Source organism: Halorubrum halophilum, assembly GCF_000739595.1.
Lineage (GTDB): Archaea > Halobacteriota > Halobacteria > Halobacteriales > Haloferacaceae > Halorubrum > Halorubrum halophilum.
Map to the genome: position 1 here is coordinate 18,267 of NZ_BBJP01000057.1, position 14,617 is coordinate 32,883.

Sequence of the window (14,617 nt, forward strand, 5' to 3'; positions counted from 1 at the left end):
CGTATCGGTTCGGGTGTCTCACGGGCTCGGAGACAGCGACCTCCTCGGCAACGCCCGCCCCGAATTCCACGCCGTCGAAGGTTTCAACACCCGTGCCGTCGCCCTCGCCGTATGGACACGGACGAGTCCCCAAGCGGCACGGACCCGGTAGGTACGGAACCGGACGCGGGTGACGCTCCGACCGTCGCCGAGGCGGTCGTCGACTGCATGCTCGACCGCGGGATCGACGTCGCCTTCGGGATCCCCGGCAAGCAGACCCTCCCGCTGAACCGGGCGCTCGGCGAGCGCGACGCCCGATTCGTCGTCGCGCGCCACGAGACGGCCGTGACCCATCAGGCGTGGGGGTACGCGGAGACGAGCGATCCCGGAGAGATGGCGGCGTCCATCGTCGTCCCGGGCCCCGGCGACATGAACGCGATGAACGGGCTGAAGAACGCCCTGAACGACTGCGTCCCGCTCCTCCACATCGCCGTCGAGACCGAGCGCGAGGTCCGCGGCGGCGACGGCATCCACGAGACGCCCCCCGAGACGTACGACGCGGTCGTCAAGGAGAACGTCCTCGTCGACTCGCCTGCCGGCGCGGTTCCCGCCGTCTCCGAGGCGATCCGGGTCGCCCGCGAGCACCCGCAGGGCCCCGTCCGCGTCGGGATCCCGAAGGACGTGCTCGCGAGCCGGACGCCGCAGCCGGCGGTCGGAGAGCGCGAGCCGGCCGCGCCACCGGAGCCCCCCGCGGACGCGGTCGATCGCGCGGCCGACCTGCTCGAAGCGGCCGATGCACCCGTAATTCTCGCGGGCGGCGGCGTCAGGCGCGCGGGCGCGAGCGACTCGCTCCGCGCGGTCGCCGAGCGCCTCGACGCCCCGGTCGTCACGACGTACAAGGGGAAGGGAACACTGCCCGAGACGCACCCCCTCTCCGCGGGCGTGCTCTGCGGGGGGTCGAGCGTGGAACTCCGCGATCTCCTCGCCGACGCGGACCGCGGACTCGTCGTCGGCTCCGACCTCGACGCGGTCGCGACCGCCTCGTGGTCGGTGTCGCTGCCCGAGACGCTGATCCACGTCACGCTCGACGGCGACGACATCGGGTTCGGCTACGAGGCCGATCTCGGCGTCGTCGCGGACGCGGACCGGTTCCTCCGTGCTCTCGGAGACCGGCTGGGGGAGGAGGAAGAGGAGGCGTCGACGGACGGGTCGGCGGGCTCGGCTTCCCGTCCTGAGTCGCCCGGCGCCGCCCGGACCGAGGCGGTCCGCTCCGCGGACCGGGAGCGGTTCGCGGCGGTCGCCGACGAGCGCGCTCCCGACGACCCTCTCAGTTCCGTCGAGGCCCTCCGCGAGGTCCGTGAGGCGCTTCCGGCAGAGGCCGTCGTCACCGCTGACGCCGGCGGATCCCGGCTGTGGACGCTCGTCTCGTTCCCTGCGGCCGGTCCCTCGCGGTACGTGAACCCGGGGTCGTGGGCGACGATGGGGACCGGCCTTCCGTCGGCGATCGGCGCGAAGCTCGCGAACCCCGACCGCGACGCGGTGGCGGTCGTCGGCGACGGCGGGCTCATGATGTGTGTTCACGAGCTGCACACACTGGCCGCGGAAGGGATCGACGTGACCGTCGTCGCGTTCAACAACGACGACTACGCGATCATCAGCGAGGCGGCCGAGCGCTCGTACGATCTCCCGGCGGGCGCGTACGGCTGGGCGGAGGCGGGACTGGACCTCGTCGCCGTCGCGTCCGGAATGGGGGTCCGCGCCGAGCGAGTGACCGAACGCGACGCGGTCCGCGAGGCGGTCGCGTCCGCGCTGGACCGTGACGGACCATCCCTGATCGAAGTCGTCACCGATCCGGACGAGCCGCAGGCGAGCGAGTGGATGACGCGGGAGCGGTGAGTCCGATCGCGCGGCTCCGTATCGGCTGCGCTTCATCTCACCGGCGGCGTTTCAGGTATCTGAAGCGAGATATATGCCGGTAGGAGCGCAATTTCGACCATGCGTAACCCTTGGATCCACGACGACGTGCCGGCGGACGCCGGTTCCGGGTACGACGGCCACGTGCGCCTCCTCTCGACGCTCGTCTGGGGCGCGCTCGCCGTCGTTGTCGGCGGATTCGTGCTCCTCTCGGGAACGGGGATCGTGGATCCGGGGATCGGTGAATCGGCCGCGTCGGTCGTCACGTACGTGGTCGCCGCGCTGGCCGCGGTGCTGCTGCTTCCGTTGCTCCTGCGACTGCTCCTCATCTCGCGGCTCCTGGCGACGATCGCGTTTCTCGGGAGCGGCTGGGTCCTCGGCCGGTTCATGTGGGCCCGGGAGTCGGATCGGATCGAGCGGTTCCTGACCGACAGTGAACGTCTCGGGGTGGGAGCGGAATCGGTCGATCAGTTGCTCGAACTGCTCGACGTGCTTCTCGCCGCGTTCGCGGCGGCTCCGTGACGCGCTTCCGGATCCCGCGTTTTCGGTTGCCCCCCCTACCCCCATCTGGAGCGTGAATGTTAACAATACTCGTTGTGAATTCGACCCATGACTCACGCGAACGACGTGGCCGTCGGCATCGTTGGTCTCGGCGGGATCGGACACCACCACGCGACGAAGCTGACCGAGCGCGGCGCGAACCTCGTCGGTGGGATGGACATTGACGCGGACGCGCGTCAGCGGTTCCACGAGGAGTTCGACGTTCACGCCTACGAGAGCGAAGAAGAACTCTACGGGGACTGCGACGCCGTCCTGATTACGACGCCGAACCGGTTCCACGAGGAGTACGCGGTCTCGGCGCTCGACGCGGGACTCGACGTGCTCCTGGAGAAACCGCTGGCGCACACGGTCGAGAGCGCGGAACGCATCGCCGAGGCCGCTCGCGCCGCCGAGGGGTTCTGCATGGTCGGATTCAACAACCGCTTCGCGGAGCCGGTACAGGTGCTGAAAAGGTACCAAGAAGAAGGCCGATTCGGTGAAACCACCCACGTTGAGGCCAACTACGTCCGCCGTCGCGGCGTTCCCGGTCGCGGCTCGTGGTTCACGTCCGAGAACGTCGCCGGCGGCGGCGCGCTCATCGACATCGGCGTCCACGCGATCGACCTCGCGCTCTACTTCCTCGACCACCCCGAGGTCGTCGAGGTGTCCGGCGAGACGCGCTCGGAGTTCGGCGGCCGCGACGACTACGCGTTCGTCCACATGTGGGGCGACGACGACGGTCCCGAGGGGTTCGACGTCGACGACTCCGCGTCGGCGTTCATCCGCGACGCCGACGGCAACACCGTCTCGCTGGAGGTCGCGTGGGCGACGAACCGCCCGACCAACGACGAGTTCGTGATCCGGGGCACGGAGGCGGGCGCGACGTTCGACCGCGGGAGCGACGAGCTCACGATCCACGAGGCGACCGCCTCCGACGGCGACCACCACCACTTCTCCGACGCCGAGATCGAGACGCGAGCGGGCGACAGCCACGCCGCCGAGCAGGCGACGTTCCTCGACGCGGTCGCCTCCGGCGAGGCGCCAGCCATCAACACGATCGAGGAGGCGCTGTCCGTCCAGCGCGTGATCGACGCGATCTACCGGTCTTCGGAGCGCGGCGAGGCCGTTCGGCTGGACTGATCGGTCCGCGGCGAAACGGTCTGGGCGGTCCGAGCGTTCGCCCGCTATCCGAACCTATTCGGTCCTGCGGTCCGTTCTCGAAGCCAACCCGTGACCCGCGACGCCGGCCCGACACCGCCCTCCGAACGCATCGTCAGCCTCGACGCGCTCCGGGGGCTCGCCCTGCTCGGCATCCTCCTGATCAACGTCTGGTCGTTCTCGATGCCCGAGCAGACGCTCCTGAACCCGAACGTCTACGGCGACTTCACGGGCGCGAACTACTGGGCGTGGGCCGTCAGCCACGTGTTCGGACAGAACAAGTTCATCACCCTGTTCTCGGCGCTGTTCGGCGCGGGGATCCTGCTGTTCGTCGACAGCAAGAAGGAGAAGGGACAAGACGCGGTGCGGCTCCACTACCGGCGGACCGCGATCCTCATCGCGATCGGCCTCATGCACGCGTACCTGCTGTGGTACGGCGACATCCTCGTCGCGTACGGGCTGACCGCGCTGGTGGTCGTCGCGTTCCGGAACCTCGAAGCCCGACAGCTCGCCGGACTGAGCGCCGTCTTCCTGCTGTTCCTCCCCGTGACGGAGCTCCTCGCCGCGGTCAGCCTCGGCGGCGACGCGATCGCTTCCCAGTGGGCGCCGTCGGAGGCCGCGATCCGCCAGCAGGTCGCGGCGTACCGCGGCGGGTGGGTCGAACAGCTCGATCACCGCGTCTCCTCGTCAATCGGTCGGCAGACGACCGGCTACATCGGCGGGAGCTTCTGGCAGGTCGGCGGCACCATGCTCCTCGGCATGGCGCTGTACCGCTGGGGCGTGTTGACCGGCGAGCGGTCGGCGGCCCTGTACCGCCGGCTCGTCGCGCTCGGCGTCGTCGGCCTCGCGATCACCGTCGCCGGCGTCGTCTACATCGAGGCCAACGACTGGAGCGCCGGCGCCGCGCTGTACTGGCGACAGTTCATCTACGTCGGCAGCTTCCCGCTCGCCGGCGGCTACCTCGGGCTCGTGATGTTGTACGCCCGTCGGCGACCGGACGGCCCCGTGACTCGCGGACTCGCCGCGGTCGGCCGGACCGCGTTCACGAACTACCTGCTCCAGACGGCCATCGCCACCACCGTCTTCTACGGGCACGGCCTCGGGCTGTTCGGTTCCGTCAGCCGCGTCGAACAGCTCGGGTTCGTCGTCGCCGTCTGGGCGGTGCAGATCGTCCTGTCGGTGCTGTGGCTGCGGCGCTTCCGGTTCGGTCCCGTCGAGTGGGTGTGGCGGACGCTCACGTACGGGGAGACACAGCCGATGCGAAATCCGGAATGAGTGGACTGCGGACGTGTTGACGGATTCGATCGGAACTCTGTCATTGCTTTCCGGCGAACCTCAGTCAGTCGTTTATAAATGGTTGCTGTGAGCGAGGCGGTAAAGACCTCCAAAGCCCCAGCCGTGAGGACGGCGCACGCTCGCTGTCGTTCGAAAGGCGCTTCGCGCCTTTCGTGATGACGAGACGCCTCCGGCGTCTCGAACCACGCGCTTCGGTCGCTCGCGTTGCTCGCTCCCTCCAGTGCTTACGTCGCCTGCGCCGTCCTCACGGCTGCCCCTTTGAGTCCCACCCAACTGCAACCGTCCCGCACCTCACACCTCCCCAGCCTCGTCGGTCGCCCGTCGCTTCGCTCGGGCGACCGACTCCCTCGCGCGTGCTCCTCGCGCCCGTTGGGCGCTCGGAGGCGCGCGCCACCGCACCTCGTTTAAAAGTGTTCGCGGTTACTCTCCGTCGACGACCGTGTTCGACAGCGTCCCGACGCCCTCGTAAGTGATCTCGACGCGCTCGCCGGGCTCGACGAGCCCCGGATTCGCCGGGCTCCCGAAGGCGATGCAGTCGCCGGGCTCGAAGGTGAACCGCTTCGAGAGGTACGAGACGATCTCGTGCGGCCCGAACAGCATCAGCTCGGTGTTGGCGTCCTGCCGCTGTTCCCCGCCGACGGTCGTCGAGATGTCGAGGTTCCTCGGGTCCACGTCGGTCTCGATCCACGGCCCGAGCGGGGCGGATCCGTCGAACGCCTTGCGCGCGGTCCGGCCCTGCTGGTCCAAGGCGTCCACGTCGTTCAGGATCGTGTACCCGCGGACGACCTCCGGTACGTCCTCGGGGTCCACGTCGCGGCACCGCTCGTCGATGACGGCGACCAATTCGCCCGCGTAGGTCAGCTCGTCGGTCCACTCGGGGTACCGAATCGGCTCGCCGTGCGCGAGCAGACTCGCGGGGGGTTTGATGAAGAAGTCCGGCTCCTCGGGCCGTTCGTACTCCATCTGGTCGAGCGTCTCCGCGTAGTTCCGGCCGACGCAGTAGAGCGCGCTCGGGTCGCAGGGCGGGAGGAGGCGACCGTCGCGGCCGACCTCGTACCGGCCGTCGTCGGCCACCACGGTTCCGTCCTCGTAGCGCCCCGAAACCGGTCCGTCCGGCGTGAGCAGACGAGCGAGTCGCATGCCGGCACGTCTTCGCGGGGCGACGAAAAGGCGTCGGTGGCCGCAACCAGGCGGTCACTCCTCGTCGCGGTTCCCCGGGTCACCGGGGACGCCGATCACGACCCCGGACCGTATCTCCAGCGCCGTCTCGAACTCCGCCCGTCGGTCACCGTCGCCGGCGCGCTCGACCGCGGCCTCGTGGGCCCGGGCGACCGCGTCGCGCTCGCGGTCCGAGAGGTCGAGCCGGTCGGCGACTCCCCCCCAGTGGTCGGGTTCGACGAGGAACGTCTCGCGCTCCGGCTCCGCCGCGACCCGTTCGTATCGCCGACGGTACTCGTCGATCCGCGGCCCGAGGTCGTCCTGCACCCGCGCGAGTAGTTCGGGGAGCCGCTCGGCGGGGACGCTCGCGAGCGCGGCCGTCTTCACGAGGGCCGTCCCCTCGATCGGATACGGGCCGGGCGACCGGGAGTCGCTGTCGGGGGAGTTGCCGTCGGGAGCGTCGCCGTCGGACATCACCCGCCCGCGCGCATCGCTTTCTGTTTGTACTTCGGGAGCAGCTCGTCGAGGGCCTCGGGGTCACCGACGAACTCCGCGGTCACCTCCGTGATACGTATCGAGGCCGCGGCTGTCACCTTCTCGGCGCTGAGCGCGACGCGCCACCCGTCGCCGTCGACGCGAGTCGCCTCCGCCGGGTCGTCCGTCCCCACGAGCCGCCCGCCGAGATTGACGAGGTAGTGGGCGGCGAGTCGCCGTGAGATTCCGCGGTAGGCGATCGTCTTGCGCGTCCATCCCTCTTCCGTCGGCGGGAGAGTCTCCGTGTCCGAATCGGCGTTCGAATCGGTCATGCTCCGCCCGCCACCGGCGGAAACACCGAGACTCGGTCGCCGTCGTCGAGGGAGGTGTCGAGCCCGTTGAGGTGAAGCACCTCGCGGCCGTTCTTCAGCACGTTGATCTGCGGGGCGAGGTCGCCGTCGACGATCAGGCGGCCGTTCATCCCCTCGTACTCCGCCTCCAACTCTCGCAACACGTCGCCGACGGTCGAGCCGTCGGCGAACTCCGCCTCGACGACTTTCCCGCCGGCGGCCTCGCGGAACGTCGCGAAGAACCGCAGTTCGAGCTCCATACGGGTACATCGGGCCGCGGCGGCTTAAAAACGGGCGACATCGGGGACCCCCGGCGGCGCCTAGAGGTCGGACAGCCGGATCCCGTCCTCGACGAGCCGGAAGTTGCGCTCGCGGCCGAGGTCGTCGCCGAGCCACTCGTGTTCGTACAGCTGACCGATGAGCTCCACGTAGAGGTTCCGCCACGCGATGGCGTAGATCGGCGACTGCCCCCACGCTCGCAGTTCCGGGACAAACTCGTGGTACGTGCTCGCCTGCGACTCCATGCGCTCGACGGCGTCGGCGACGATTTCGGCCGCCTCCGCGGGCTCCGCGTCCGCGATCTCGTCGTTCAGTCGCGACTGGATCCCGGCGATCGCGCGCCGCATGTCCTGTTCGGCGGTGCCGTCCTCCTCGGGCAGCGACTCGACGACGCCTTTCGGTACGCCGAGTTCGATCTCTGGCATACCGATCGATCCGACGGCGACGTTCAAAAAACCCGCTTCCCCGGCGATCCGACCGACGGTCGTCGTCGGCCCAGAGGCGTCAGGTCACGGCGTCGGCGCGGCCTTCTGCAGCGCCGTCTCCGCGACGTTCCCGCCGTAATCGGCCGACCGGAGCACGGAGTCGACGACCAGCCCGAGCAACTGCGCGCGGGTCGGATCCAGATCGCGGAGCAGTTCGTCGATCGCGCGCACCCGCTCATCGATCGCCCGGACGCCGGTACGCGCCTCGTTCGCGAGGGCGGTCGCCTCCTCGCTGCCGTCCGCGAACAGCGCGTCCATCGCGGTGTCGATCACCTCGACCGCGTCGCCGTAGAGCTCGTTGACCGCGTCGACGACCTCGTCGGGAAGCGGCTCGTCGATGTTGAGCGTCAGGTGGGCGATCTTCGTCGCGTGGTCGCCGATCCGCTCCAGCTGGCGGGCGCTGGAGTGGTAATCGAAACACTCCTCGCGCGGGAGCCCCAGCTCCTCGGCCGCCTTCGGCGTTCGGAGGGTCGCCCGGAAGATCCGCGAGACGACGAGCCACAGTCGGTCGAGGTCGTCGTCCCGCCCGATCACGTCGCGCGCGAGGTCGTGGTCGCGCTCGGCGAGTGCGGTGATCGCGTCCTCCAACATCGAGAGCGAGATCAGTCGCATTCGCGTGACCGCGTTGTGGATCGAAAGCTCCGAGGAGTCGAGTAAGTCCTGCACGACCACTCGGTCGCGAGTCTCCTCTAACACCTCTAACCCGACGAGGCTCTGGACCGCCTCGCGGACCGTCGACCGCTGCTCCGTCGTGATCTCGGAGCCCTCGAGTTCGATCACGTCGAATCCGCTGACGTACATCGTCGTTACCGCGCGTGTTAGGGCCTGTCCCGACAGATCCGAGATGTCGAGCGTTCCGCGGGTGCGCTCCTCCTCGGAGTGCGGCGTGAGAAACAGCGAATCACCGTCCGGGTGGAACTCGATCTCCGTCCCCGCCTCGACGTCGTTATCGGTCGCCCACGTCTTCGGAATCGAAACCGTGTACGTCGACCCGCCGGTGACTTGCACCTTCCTCGTCTCCATGTCTCGGTATGACTCCCCGTCTCCCTTAAACCTATCTGAAATATATATCCGCTTATGAAGGCCTCTTGCCGCCCATATACTAGCACTCAAACGGATATACAGATATCATCCGTCGCAAACAGCGTTTTCTCCGTTCAAAAATAAGTAGTTTATATAGTACTATATATTTTCGAAACTGTTGCCAAAACACCGGTTTCAGAGGGCAACAATCGACATGTAACCGTTAGTGATCGATCTGCTTGACCGTCGGGTCGGACACGAGATGATCGCGGCTTGCGGAAGCGCGTCGATCCCTTGTTTATCAAATTTGTGAAATAATTAGTAAATTTTTTGTAATTAGTTTCCAATTAGGCGGCAGTGACAGATCCGTCACAGACACTCACTACTTATTTTAGCAGGTCGTCCTCCATTCTTCTTCTCGCTCCGTTACTCGAATCTCCGGATGACAGCGCCTGTATCGACCTGTTAACCCGCGATCCGCCCGATGAGACAAATGTGCTGTGCGTTACTCTTTCAACGTCTCCGACAGAGCGGCTGTCGATCTGGCAACGCGAAGCTGACGGCGGGCTACCAACACGAGCCGCGATCGTCGACGCACGACGAGAGATGACCAACGGGCAGCTCCCGACCTCCGAAGCGGGGTCGATCCCGGTGCGTGGAGTTCCCGAAGATGCGGACCTCTACGACATCGGCCTCGCTATCGCCAGCCAACTTGGTGCGTGGAAGGACACCGACGAAACGACGGTCATGTGCCTTCACTCGGTAACGTCACTGCTCGCCGCCTACGACACCGATCAAGTCATCAGTCTCGTCACCGCTCTCAACACTCTCTGTGAACACCTCGGCGTGATCGCTCATCACCACGTCGACCCGAGTAAACACGACGAGGAGACGGTCGCGACGCTTCGGCCGCTGTACGATGCGGTGATCGAGTACACTCCGGACGGCTGGATCCCGACAGAGCGTGAGAAGCGGACGACGACGCCGACGTTCCGTTCGACGACGCCACCGCCGGGCGGAAGCGCGAAGACGGATCCGGACCACCCCGAAACGGTACCGATGCGGCACTCCTTCGATACGGTCTTGGGTCTGCTGTCGTCTCCACGCCGACGTTCCCTGCTGTACAACCTGAAGAGCCAGCCGATCGATGAGATCCCGCTTGATCAACTGGTCGAGGAGGTCTACAATATCGATCGATCACTGCCGATCCGCGATGCGCCGTCACGCGAACAGATCCGGATCGAGTGTATTCATACCCACCTCCCAAGGCTCGAAGAAGCCGGAATCATCCAGTACGACGCCGACGCCGATACGGTCCACTACACGACGAACCAGGGGTTGGAATCGTTCCTTCGCTACATCGAAACGATCGAGATCGGGTAGATGACGGTCTCAAAGCAGGGACCCACGTATCGATCGGCGCTGAAACCCCGAACCGCACGACGTGGGAGGGAGACGTGACTCCGCGTTACGAGCGTCGACCGGTCGTCGACCACGGGGACTACCCTCACGGTGCCGCGACTTGAGAAGAGTTAAATTGGGTGCGGCACAATCCGAAATTGCGCTCGGTTGGTGTAGTCCGGCCAATCATGTTGGCCTTTCGACAGACGCGGCGCGAAAACGCGCCGGTTTGGAAGACAGCCGACGACCAGGGTTCAAATCCCTGACCGAGCACTTCTCTCAGTCCCACGCGGTCAGCGGTCGCGCTCGGCGTCTCCCGCTCTCCAGACCCGCCTCTGAAGGGGAAGAATCACTTCCCCCGGCGACGACCGTTCTGTATGAGCGACCGATCCGACGCCGGCGGGGACAAAACCCAACACGAGGGCGACGCTCCCCGTGAGGGCGACGCCGACGACCGCCGCTTCGAGACCCGCGCGATCCACGCCGGACAGGAGCCGGACCCGGAGACCGGCGCGCTGATGACGCCGATCCACGCGAACTCCACGTATAAACAGGACGCGCCGGGCGAACACCGCGGCTACGAGTATAGCCGGACCGGGAACCCGACCCGGACCGACTTAGAGGCGAACCTCGCCTCGCTGGAGTCGGGGAGCCACGCGCGCTGCTTCTCCTCGGGGATGGCTGCGATAAACACCGTGTTGAACCTGCTGGAGGCGGGCGACCACGTCGTCGCCGGCGACGACGTGTACGGCGGGACCCACCGCATTCTCACGCAGGTGTACGAGCAGTACGACATCGAGACCTCCTTCATCGACACGACCGACCACGAGGCGGTCCGGGACGCGATGCGCGAGGAGACGGAGCTCGTCTGGGTCGAGACGCCGACGAACCCCCTGCTGAACGTCAACGACATCGGCGCGCTCGCCGAGATCGCTCACGAGGCGGACGCGCTCTGCGCGGTCGACAACACGTTCGCGACGCCGTACCTCCAGCGCCCGCTCGAACACGGCGCCGACATCGTCTCCCAGTCGCTGACGAAGTACCTCGGCGGGCACTCCGACACCATCGGCGGCGCGCTGATCGTCGACGACGCCGAACTCGACGAGCGACTCGGCTTCTACCAGAACTCGGTGGGCGCGACGCCCGGCCCGTTCGACTCCTTCCTCGTGTTGCGCGGGACCAAGACGCTCTCCGTCCGGATGGACCGCCACTGCGAGAACGCCATGGAACTCGCCGAGTGGTTAGAGGGCCACGACGACGTGAGCCGCGTCTACTACCCCGGGCTGGAGAGCCACCCGGACCACGATCTCGCAGCCGAGCAGATGGACGCGTTCGGGGGGATGCTCTCGTTCGAGTTCGATGGCACCCTCGATCAGGCGTCGACGGTCGTCAGCGAGACCGAGGTGTTCACGCTTGCGGAGTCGCTCGGCGGCGTCGAGAGCCTGATCGAGCAGCCCGCCGCGATGACCCACGCCGCGATCCCGCGCGAGGAACGGCTCGCGGCCGGGCTCACCGACGGGCTCATCCGCGTCTCGGTGGGGATCGAGCACGTCGACGACATGACGGCCGACCTCCAGCGGGCGTTCGACGCGGCGTTGGAGTAGAGACCGCCCTCCCGGCGGGTAGATCCGGCACCGGTCGCCGGACGACCATCCTTTTTACCCGTTGCGGCGAGTCTCTCCGCCATGAGCGACCCAGATATCCTCGTGATGCGACAGACGATTCACGGCTCGGGCGGCGCGGAGCTGGCCGCGGCGCTCCGCGAGCGGCTTCCCGACCGGTCGGTCGTGCTGGCCCGAACGCCGGCTGAGGAGCGCGATCTGCTCGAAACCGCCCGAATCGCGATCGGTCCCGACATCGACGAGGAGCTGCTGGCCGCGGCCGAGAACTTGGAGCTGTTCGCGTGCGTGTTCGCCGGGACGGGCCACCTCCCTCGCGAGGCGCTTGCGGACCACGGCGTCGCCCTGACGAACGCCTCGGGGGTCCACAAGCCGAACATCGCCGAGCACGTCCTCGGGTCGATGATCACCCACGCCCGGCAGTGGCCGCGCGCGCACCGCCAGCAGGAGCGCCGAGAGTGGCGGAGCTACGAGACGACCGAGGTGTACGGCTCGACCGTCGCCGTCGTCGGGCTCGGCGCGCTCGGCGGGGCGGTCGTCGACCGGCTGGAGCCCTTCGACGTCGAGACGGTCGGGGTTCGGTACACACCCGAGAAGGGCGGGCCGACCGACGAGGTGTACGGCTTCGACGAGTTCCACGACGCGATCGCGGACGCCGAGTACGTGGTGCTCGCGTGTCCGCTCACCGAGACGACCCGCGGGCTCGTCGACGCCGACGCCTTCCGAACGATGCGAGCCGATGCGATCCTCGTCAACGTTGCGCGTGGACCGGTCGTCGACACCGACGCCCTCGTCTCGTCGCTCCGGAACAACCGCATCCGCGGGGCCGCGCTCGACGTGACCGACCCCGAGCCGCTCCCCGAGGACCACCCGCTGTGGGGGCTCGGAAGCGTCACGATCACCCCGCACAACGCCGGTCACACTCCGCACTACTACGAGCGCGTCGTTGACATCCTCGCGGAGAACGTCGGCCGGCTCGACAGCGGGGAGGAGTTGGAGAATCTGGTGGTGTGATCGGACGCCCCGAGGCGCCGAGCGTATTCGATCCGACGCTCCCTGTCGTCGTCGCAGTCACTCTCCGCCGTCTGACTCGATGAACGGGCCGACGGCGTCGAGAACGGCCTCCTGAGAGAGGGCCGAGTCGAACGCGTCCGGGAAGAGAGACTCGCCGTTGACATCGTTGAGGAACGCGGCGTGACGCGCCTCGACGCTGTGGATCGACAGCGCGGCACCCAAGAGGTCCGGACTCTCGATGAACGGGGCCGCACCGGCGTAGGCCGCGACCCCCGTGTTCTCGAACACCTGAGCGGTCGCGAGGAACCCGTCCACGGTGTCGACTCCGAAGTCGTAGGAGGCTTCGGGGTTGGGCTCGCCGCCGAGCAGCGTGATCGCCTCGCCGAGGACCTCGACGTGGGTCGCCTCGTGTTCGCCGATAACCTCGACGCGGTCGTACGTCATCTGGACCTCTTCGGCGGTCTCCGAGCTGAGACCGTCGAGGTTTTTGTCGTACATCTCCCGCGCGAAGTCGTCCACGCTGAACATGTCTCTCCCCTCGCGATAGAACGCGTTCTCGAGGTTCTCCAGCGTGAGCGCGTAGTTCAGCACGTCGATGTCGGTTCCCGCCACGTCGTCGAAGTCCGCCTCCAGCTCGTCGTCCTCGTGTTCCGAGGCGAGGCCCGTACCGCTACCAAGTGCGAGTAACGCCCCTCCGGCCAGAACCGAGCGGCCCAAAAAATTCCGTCGAGAACCGCCGCTTTGCTCTGCCTGTTCTTTCACCGATTCCGCGATCCGCTCCGCGTACGCCTCCGGGTCGTTTATGCCAGTCATTGTTGAACTGGGATGATCCCAGCGTTTCCACATTCGTGTGTATGCTTGATAGTTATAGACTACTCAGAAACACTATCGCTAGATTATTGTCATTAAATTAACTATTGGAGGCGGAACAACAGCCTACTAGAATGGCGCCCCGTCGGATGTCTCATCGGCCAAGAACCGACAGCGCCGCGGATATCCGTCTTACTCGTCGACCGCGATCTGCTCGATCTCGACCGTGTCGCGGGGCTCGTCCTGGCGGTCAGTCGGAACGGCGCCGATCTCTTCAACGACGTCCATCCCGTCGATGACCTGCCCGAAGACGGCGTGCTTGCCGTCGAGGTGGGGCGTGGCGTCCAGCGTGATGAAGAACTGCGAGCCGTTCGTGTTCGGGCCGGAGTTCGCCATCGAGAGGATTCCCGGACCGTCGTGGGTCAGGTCGTCGTGGAACTCGTCGTCGAACTGGTAGCCGGGGCCGCCGCGGCCGCTCTCCTGCGGGTCGCCGCCCTGGATCATGAAGTCCTCGATGACGCGGTGGAAGACGTTGCCCTCGTACAGCGAGTCGCCGCGGACCTCGCCCGATTCGGGGTCCTCCCACGTGTTCGTGTCGCGGGCGGGATCGGCGTCGGCGGCGGGGTCGTGGCGCGCCAGTCCGAGGAAGTTCTCGACCGTCTTCGGCGCGCGGTCGGCGAACAGCTCGACGACGACGTCGCCGTGATTCGTCTCAAGCGTCACCTGCGGATTGTCGGGGTTGGAAACCTCTCGTGCCATGTCCCCGTGGAGGGGCGCCCGTCTGAAAACCCTGCCCATCCGCGGCGTGGGCGGAGAGTCGTCGGTCCCCCTAATCACACCGCACCGGCCGAGAACGCCGCCCTTATGAGTCGATACCGCCGAACCGCCGACATGAGTTCAACGCCCGTGGTGACGGTCGCGGCCCTGATCGTCGGCCTCACGGTCGGCGCGCTGTTCGCCTTCCTCCGCGTCCCGATCCCCGCCCCGCCCGAACTGCCGGGGGTGGTGGCGATCGTCGGGATCTACCTCGGCTTCAAGCTGGTCGGCTACGCCGGCGTCGGCTTCGACCTGCTCGACGCGCTCGGGCTGTAGCGCCGGGGTTGCCACGGTCGGCCCC

16 protein-coding genes and 1 tRNA gene are annotated in these 14,617 nt (G+C 67.2%); 9 read left to right on the top strand and 8 right to left on the bottom strand.

Annotated features, from left to right (window positions below):
• Positions 1 to 111: 111 nt before the first annotated feature.
• The 4 genes from ACP96_RS14300 to ACP96_RS14315 all read left to right on the top strand — a co-directional run bounded on the left by ACP96_RS14300 (position 112) and on the right by ACP96_RS14315 (position 4,866).
• The gene (locus ACP96_RS14300; RefSeq protein ID WP_050033821.1) at positions 112 to 1,875 is read left to right on the top strand and encodes a thiamine pyrophosphate-binding protein; all 1,764 of its coding nucleotides are present in this window, start codon (positions 112 to 114) and stop codon (positions 1,873 to 1,875) included.
• Between the two features lie 99 nt (positions 1,876 to 1,974).
• On the top strand, positions 1,975 to 2,415 hold the full coding sequence (locus ACP96_RS14305; protein ID WP_154020489.1) for a hypothetical protein: 441 nt from the start codon (positions 1,975 to 1,977) through the stop codon (positions 2,413 to 2,415).
• Positions 2,416 to 2,502: 87 nt separating this feature from the next.
• Positions 2,503 to 3,573 (top strand): Gfo/Idh/MocA family protein, encoded by a 1,071-nt coding sequence (locus ACP96_RS14310; RefSeq protein WP_050025815.1) that lies wholly within the window; start codon positions 2,503 to 2,505, stop codon positions 3,571 to 3,573.
• 90 nt (positions 3,574 to 3,663) lie between these two features.
• Positions 3,664 to 4,866 carry a DUF418 domain-containing protein gene (locus ACP96_RS14315; protein ID WP_050033822.1) on the top strand — a complete coding sequence of 401 codons (1,203 nt, stop codon included), beginning with the start codon at positions 3,664 to 3,666 and terminating at the stop codon, positions 4,864 to 4,866.
• A gap of 441 nt (positions 4,867 to 5,307) precedes the next feature.
• On the opposite strand, the gene ACP96_RS14320 is transcribed toward ACP96_RS14315, so the two are convergent.
• From ACP96_RS14320 to ACP96_RS14345, 6 genes are all read right to left on the bottom strand, one after another.
• Positions 5,308 to 6,027 (bottom strand): fumarylacetoacetate hydrolase family protein, encoded by a 720-nt coding sequence (locus ACP96_RS14320; RefSeq protein ID WP_050033823.1) that lies wholly within the window; start codon positions 6,025 to 6,027, stop codon positions 5,308 to 5,310.
• A gap of 54 nt (positions 6,028 to 6,081) precedes the next feature.
• Positions 6,082 to 6,519 (bottom strand): hypothetical protein, encoded by a 438-nt coding sequence (locus ACP96_RS14325; RefSeq protein WP_050033824.1) that lies wholly within the window; start codon positions 6,517 to 6,519, stop codon positions 6,082 to 6,084.
• Positions 6,519 to 6,851 (bottom strand): hypothetical protein, encoded by a 333-nt coding sequence (locus tag ACP96_RS14330; RefSeq protein ID WP_050025820.1) that lies wholly within the window; start codon positions 6,849 to 6,851, stop codon positions 6,519 to 6,521. Before ACP96_RS14330 ends, ACP96_RS14325 begins: the two co-directional genes overlap by 1 nt.
• Entirely contained in the window at positions 6,848 to 7,129 is a 282-nt protein-coding gene (locus ACP96_RS14335) for a ubiquitin-like small modifier protein 1 (protein WP_050033825.1), read from the bottom strand. Before ACP96_RS14335 ends, ACP96_RS14330 begins: the two co-directional genes overlap by 4 nt.
• Positions 7,130 to 7,189: 60 nt before the next feature.
• Positions 7,190 to 7,573 carry a hypothetical protein gene (locus tag ACP96_RS14340; protein WP_050025838.1) on the bottom strand — a complete coding sequence of 128 codons (384 nt, stop codon included), beginning with the start codon at positions 7,571 to 7,573 and terminating at the stop codon, positions 7,190 to 7,192.
• An 84-nt stretch (positions 7,574 to 7,657) separates the two neighbouring features.
• Positions 7,658 to 8,656, bottom strand: a complete 999-nt coding sequence (locus ACP96_RS14345) for a phosphate signaling complex PhoU family protein (RefSeq protein WP_050025823.1) — start codon at positions 8,654 to 8,656, stop codon at positions 7,658 to 7,660.
• 357 nt (positions 8,657 to 9,013) lie between these two features.
• Between ACP96_RS14345 and ACP96_RS14350 the strand changes: the two genes are divergently transcribed.
• The 4 genes from ACP96_RS14350 to ACP96_RS14365 all read left to right on the top strand — a co-directional run bounded on the left by ACP96_RS14350 (position 9,014) and on the right by ACP96_RS14365 (position 12,690).
• On the top strand, positions 9,014 to 10,039 hold the full coding sequence (locus ACP96_RS14350) for a DUF7504 family protein (protein ID WP_449272144.1): 1,026 nt from the start codon (positions 9,014 to 9,016) through the stop codon (positions 10,037 to 10,039).
• A 180-nt stretch (positions 10,040 to 10,219) separates the two neighbouring features.
• Positions 10,220 to 10,330 (top strand) — tRNA-Glu (locus tag ACP96_RS14355).
• A gap of 104 nt (positions 10,331 to 10,434) precedes the next feature.
• Positions 10,435 to 11,661 (top strand): cystathionine gamma-synthase, encoded by a 1,227-nt coding sequence (locus ACP96_RS14360; RefSeq protein WP_050033827.1) that lies wholly within the window; start codon positions 10,435 to 10,437, stop codon positions 11,659 to 11,661.
• 81 nt (positions 11,662 to 11,742) lie between these two features.
• Positions 11,743 to 12,690: a D-2-hydroxyacid dehydrogenase gene (locus tag ACP96_RS14365; RefSeq protein ID WP_050033828.1), complete on the top strand. Its 948-nt coding sequence runs from the start codon at positions 11,743 to 11,745 to the stop codon at positions 12,688 to 12,690.
• Between the two features lie 57 nt (positions 12,691 to 12,747).
• Here ACP96_RS14365 and ACP96_RS14370 read toward each other — a convergent pair whose 3' ends face one another.
• Positions 12,748 to 13,503: a ferritin-like domain-containing protein gene (locus ACP96_RS14370; protein WP_050033829.1), complete on the bottom strand. Its 756-nt coding sequence runs from the start codon at positions 13,501 to 13,503 to the stop codon at positions 12,748 to 12,750.
• Between the two features lie 189 nt (positions 13,504 to 13,692).
• Positions 13,693 to 14,259, bottom strand: a complete 567-nt coding sequence (locus tag ACP96_RS14375; RefSeq protein WP_050025832.1) for a peptidylprolyl isomerase — start codon at positions 14,257 to 14,259, stop codon at positions 13,693 to 13,695.
• Between the two features lie 132 nt (positions 14,260 to 14,391).
• Between ACP96_RS14375 and ACP96_RS14380 the strand changes: the two genes are divergently transcribed.
• A complete protein-coding gene (locus ACP96_RS14380) occupies positions 14,392 to 14,592 on the top strand; it encodes a XapX domain-containing protein (RefSeq protein WP_050033830.1) in 201 nt (66 codons plus the stop codon).
• Positions 14,593 to 14,617: the final 25 nt, after the last annotated feature.